Genomic DNA, 5,432 nt, shown 5'->3' with positions numbered 1-5,432 from the left:
GAATCGTACGTTCGCGGGGCGGGCCGGTTACGCAGGGTCCAGGCATTTCCGCGCACGTCACACGCGGGAACCGGAGTCTTCGTCCGTAGTTAACCTGCTGTTGGCCGGACGTCCCGCGAACGGGACGTCCGGCCGGGCGCACGGCTTACTTCCCGCCCTGGTTCGCGACCGCGGCGGCGCCCGCGGCGGCGGCTTCGGGGTCGAGGTACGTGCCGCCGGGGTTGAGCGGCTTCAGGTTCTCGTCCAGGTCGTAGCGCAGCGGGATGCCCGTCGGGATGTTCAGGCCCGCGATGTCCTCGTCGGAGATTCCGTCGAGGTGCTTGACGAGGGCGCGCAGCGAGTTGCCGTGCGCGGTGATCAGCACGGTCTTGCCGGCCTTCAGGTCGGCGGAGATGGTGTCTTCCCAGTACGGGATCAGGCGGACGACGACGTCCTTCAGGCACTCCGTCAGCGGGACCTCGTCGAGGTTCGCGTAGCGGGGGTCGGTGTCCTGGCTGTATTCGCTGCCTGCCTCGATCGGCGGCGGCGGGGTGTCGTAGCTGCGGCGCCACAGCATGAACTGCTCGTCGCCGTACTTCTCCTTGACCTGCGCCTTGTTGCGTCCCTGCAGGGCACCGTAGTGGCGCTCGTTGAGACGCCAGTCGCGGGTGACGGGAATCCAGTGCCGGTCGGCGGTGTCGAGCGCGATGTTGGCGGTGCTGATCGCGCGGCGCAGCAGCGACGTGTACAGCACGTCGGGGAGCAGGTTGTGCTCGAGCAGCAATTCGCCGGCGCGCTTGCCCTCGGCGATGCCCTTATCGGTCAGGTGGACGTCCACCCAGCCGGTGAACAAGTTGAGCGCATTCCATTCGCTCTCGCCGTGGCGGAGCAGCACAAGGGTTCCGGTACTCATGCCGTTCATCCTGGCATGCCTCCCGGAACCCTCGCGCCGTGAACCCCTGCCGTCAGCTCCGGCCGGCCTCGCTGGCCCGCAGATCCTTGCGGAGGATCTTGCCCGCGGCGGACTTCGGCACCAGGTCGATGAACTCGACCTTGCGGACCTTCTTGTGCGGCGACACCCGCTCGGCGACGAACGCGATGACCGCGGCCTCGTCGAGTTCGACGCCGGGCTGCTTGACGACGAACGCCTTCGGCACYTCCTCACCCTCGTCGTCGAGAACCCCGATGACGGCGGCGTCGGCGATCTGCGGGTGCGTCAACAGCAACGCCTCCAGCTCGGCGGGCGGCACCTGGTAGCCCTTGTACTTGATCAGCTCCTTCATCCGGTCCACGATCGTCACGACGCCCTCGGAGTCGACGGTCGCGATGTCGCCGGTGTGCAGGTACCCGTCCGCATCCAGGGTCTCCGCGGTCGCCTCGTCGTTGCCGAGGTACCCGGCCATGATGTTCGGGCCCTTGCACCACAACTCACCCGGCTCACTGACCCCCTCGGCCGGGTAGGCGACCTCCTCGCCGGTGCCCGGGTCGACCAGCTTGCACTCCATGTTCGCGATCGACGGACCCACCGAATCCAGGGCGATGTCGTCACGGTCGAACGGAATCGCATGCGAGACCGGGCTCATCTCCGACATCCCGTAGCCCTGCCGCACCCGGCAACCCAGCCGGTTCGCGACGGCCTTGCCCAGCTCCTGATCCAGCGGGGCGGCGCCGGAGAAGATCGAATGCACACTCGACAGGTCGTAATCGTCGACCAGCGGATGCTTGGCCAACGCCACCGCGACCGGCGGGGCGATGAACACATACGTGCACTTCTGGCCGGACACGATCGACAGGAATTCGACCAGGTCGAACTTCGGCATCGTCACCAAGCTCGCCCGGTTGTACAGGGCCGCGTTCAGCAGCACCGTCATCCCGTAGATGTGGAAGAACGGCAGCACCGCGAGGAGTTTGTCGTCGGCGCCGATGCCCATCCGCGGGTTGATCTGACACACATTCGCCACCAGGTTGCGGTGCGTGAGCATCACCCCCTTGGGCCGGCCGGTGGTCCCGGACGAGTACGGCAGCACCGCCAGCTGGGTCGCCGGATCGAACGACACGTCCGGGGCGGGGGCGCCCTCGGCCAGCAGATCTTTCAGCGACGGGTGCCCGTCGGCGCCGTCGAGGACGATCACGTTCGCTACCGGAATCCCGACCTTCGCGGCCGCGGCCTTGGCCTGCGGCAGCAGCGGGGAGACGGTGAACAGGAACTTCGCCTTCGAGTCGGTGAGCTGCTTGGCGATGTCCTCGGCGGTGTAGAGGGCGTTGATGGTGGTCGCGACGCCACCGGCCCGCAGGATCCCGTGGAACACCGACGCGAACGCGGGAACGTTCGGCGAATGCAGACCCACCACCTCGCCGACGGCGAGACCGCGCGCGGCCAGCGCCCCTGCCACCCCGTTGATCTGGGCGACCAGCGACTGGTACGTGGTGACCGCGCCGGAGGCACCGTCGATCAGCGCGGGCCGGTCCCCATCGGCCGTGTCGACCTGGCCGAAAAGGAAATCGTAGACACTGAGGTTCGGAATCTCGACGTCCGGAAACGGGCTCTTGAAGCTCACTGGGGCCTCTCCCTCGAAGTGTTGCAGCAGCAGTTGTCGGTACAAGTTTCTGTGAACATCAGACACATGTACCTAACCTGTGACAACAGTCACAAGCTCGCCGCAACTCTACCCGCGCGTATTTCCCGTCCGCGGGCGGTCGACCAGCACTCAGGCCTGCGAGTCCTCGATGAGATGCTCGAACGGTTTCAGGTTCGCCAGCGACTCCCCGCGTGAGACGCGCCACTCCCATTCGCGCTTGATGGACTCGGCGAATCCGAGCTCGAGGAGAGTGTTGAAGTCGCCGTCGGCCGCCTCGAGCACCTGCCCGAGAATCCGGTCCAGTTCGTCCGCGGTCACCGCGTGCTCGGCGATCTGACCGACCAGGTAGATGTCGCCGATCTTGTCGATCGTGTACGCCACCGAGTACAACCGGCGATTGCGCCGCAGCAGGTACTTGTAGACGCCTTCGAAGTTCTCGTCGGGTTTGCGGCAGACGAACGCCTCGACGCGCAGACCGTGCTTGCCGACGGTCAGGAGCGTGGTGGTCTTGAGCTTGCGCTCGCCGGGCAACTCGACGATGAAGTGCGTCGAGTCCTTCCTGGTGAAGTCCATCTCACGTTCGGTCAGGGCGGACTCGATCACGTCGGCCAGCTCGCTCATGCGCGCACCCCTCCGGCCCTGCGCAGCTTCCACAATCCGCGTCCGCGACGCGGGGAGAATTCGCTGGGGCCGTGTCCGTAGTTGTAGTTGACGGTCGCCATCCGATAGCTCTCGAGGAGGCCGTCGGCGGTGTGTTCCCAGGAGAAATTCTCCGCGTGACGCGGAGCCTCGGCGGCCAGCGCGGCGAGCCTGCCCGGCTCGGAGACCAGCGACTGCAACGCCGTCGCCCAGTCCTCGGTGCGGTGCCCGTCCACGAGAAGCCCGGTTTCGCCGTTCCGGACGGCGACGCCGAGACCGCCCACGTTCGCGGCGATCACCGGAGTGCCGCAGGCTTGCGCCTCGATGGCCACCAGCCCGAACGACTCCGAATAGCTCGGCACCGCAACGAGATCCGAAGCCCGGTACACGTCGACGAGCCGGTCGGGTGCCTGCGGCGGCAGGAACGTCACCCGGGCGGCGATGCCGAGCGAAGACGCGAGTTCGATCAACGCGTCCGGCCGGGCCAGCCCGGACCCGGACGGGCCGCCGACCACGAGCACCCGCAGTGTCGATTCGGGATCTCGGGCGATCAGCTCGGCGGCGGCGCGGAGCAGGACGTCGGGCGCCTTGAGCGGCTGGATGCGTCCGACGAACGTCACGACGGTCTCACGCGGGTCGAGCCCCAGCTTCGCCCGGGCGGCGGCCCGGTCGCCCGGCCGGTACCGCGTCAGATCGGCGCCCGGCGCCACCACGTCGATCCGGTTCGGGTCGGCGCCGTAGTGGCGGACCAGCTGATCGGATTCTTCGGTGGTGTTGGCCACGAGCCGGTCGGACTCGGCGACCACCTGCTGCTCGCCGATCTGGCGGGCGGCCGGTTCGGGAGTGTCACCATCGGCGAGCGACAGATTCTTGACCGCCGCGAGCGTGTGCGCCGTGTGCACGAGCGGCACACCCCAGCGGTCGCGGGCGAGCCAGCCGACCTGCCCCGACAACCAGTAGTGCGAGTGCACCAGGTTGTAGTAGCCCGGTTCGTGGCGGGCCTCCTCGCGGAGCACCCCGGCGACGAACGCGCAGAGCTGCGTGGGCAGATCCTGCTTGTCCAGCCCCTCGAACGGGCCGGCCACCACGTTGCGGACGAGGACCCCCGGGGCCGCTTCCTGGACCGGTGCGTCGGCGGACGACGTGGCCCGGGTGAAGATTTCCACCTCGACGCCGCGACGCGCCATCTGGATGGCGGACTGCAGCACGTAGACGTTCATGCCGCCCGCATCGCCGGTACCGGGCTGCGCCAGTGGTGAGGTGTGGACCGAGAGGACGGCCACCCTGCGGGGGCGCGAATTGTGCATGGGCGTCACCACTCCATAGTGCTCCCTCACCGATCGGCCCCTTTAACCGAGGTTGTCGACGAACTCGCCGACCTCTTTCACGAACCTGTCGGGATCCTCCACGAACGGTCCGTGATCGCAGCCTTCCCAGAACGACGCCCGCGCCTGCGGGATCAGCTCTGCAGCGTGCCTACCAGCTGAGACGTCGACGACGGAGTCCTCGGTGCCGTGCAGGACGAGCACCGGCACGTCGAGCGAGCGGAGCAGCTCGTCGTGACTCGCGGACCGGTTGAAGAGGGCGGCCCGCACCCGGGGCGGGGTGGCGAGGCTGGCCCCGAACAGCGCCTGCGACTGTGCGCCCTTGCCTTCCGGCGGTCCGGTGAGCGCGTTGCCGAACGCGCCCAGCGCGCGGATCGCGTCGCGCGGCTCCTCGGACATCGCGCCGGGGATCGCCGCGCGCATCGCCGCGCCGACCTTGCCGCCTGCCTCCCCGCGACCGATGCTGGTGATGGCTCCGACGAGGACCACGCCGTCGACGGCGGACGTGCCGTGCGACGCCAGGTAGTCGCAGATCACGAGGCCGCCGTAGGACCAGCCGAGGAGCACGGCGCCGGACGTGACGCCTTCGGCCGTGAGTACCGCGTCGACGTCCCCGGCCCAGATCGCGGAGTCGTCKTAGCCCGCGTCGGGTGCACCTGAGTAGCCGTGTCCGCGCAGGTCGACGGCGATGACGCGGTAGCGGGCCGCGAGTTCGTCGAGCACCCCGGGGCCCCAGCACTTCGAGGACTGCGCCCAACCGTGCAGGAGGACCAGGGTCCGCGCGTCGGGGGCACCGGTCACCGAGTAGACGAGGGGCGTTCCGTCGACGCCGACTGTTTCACGAATAGCCATGGGGTCACCATAGAGGCCAGCAGCGCGGCGACCGCCGCCACCGCGTAACCCGCGGTCG

At 68.4% G+C, this 5,432-nt stretch carries 5 protein-coding genes; all 5 read right to left on the bottom strand.

Annotated elements, in window-relative coordinates:
* Window positions 1–145: 145 nt before the first annotated feature.
* Window positions 146–901 carry a phosphoglyceromutase gene (locus AC1D1G_RS41015; RefSeq protein WP_206031898.1) on the bottom strand — a complete coding sequence of 252 codons (756 nt, stop codon included), beginning with the start codon at window positions 899–901 and terminating at the stop codon, window positions 146–148.
* Between the two features lie 43 nt (window positions 902–944).
* Entirely contained in the window at window positions 945–2,537 is a 1,593-nt protein-coding gene (locus tag AC1D1G_RS41010) for an AMP-binding protein (RefSeq protein ID WP_477956471.1), read from the bottom strand.
* A 150-nt stretch (window positions 2,538–2,687) separates the two neighbouring features.
* On the bottom strand, window positions 2,688–3,179 hold the full coding sequence (locus AC1D1G_RS41005; RefSeq protein ID WP_105416006.1) for a type III secretion system chaperone family protein: 492 nt from the start codon (window positions 3,177–3,179) through the stop codon (window positions 2,688–2,690).
* Window positions 3,176–4,534: a D-inositol-3-phosphate glycosyltransferase gene (gene mshA / locus AC1D1G_RS41000; RefSeq protein WP_179443231.1), complete on the bottom strand. Its 1,359-nt coding sequence runs from the start codon at window positions 4,532–4,534 to the stop codon at window positions 3,176–3,178. Before mshA ends, AC1D1G_RS41005 begins: the two co-directional genes overlap by 4 nt.
* A 12-nt stretch (window positions 4,535–4,546) precedes the next feature.
* Complete coding sequence (locus tag AC1D1G_RS40995) at window positions 4,547–5,374, bottom strand: alpha/beta fold hydrolase (RefSeq protein ID WP_477956472.1); 828 nt, start codon at window positions 5,372–5,374, stop codon at window positions 4,547–4,549.
* Window positions 5,375–5,432: the final 58 nt, after the last annotated feature.

It is taken from the genome of Rhodococcus sp. P3_B8 (genome assembly GCF_056402775.1).
The sequence above is the reverse complement of the archived record's forward strand: the minus strand, read 5'-3'. Positions and strand labels throughout refer to the sequence as shown.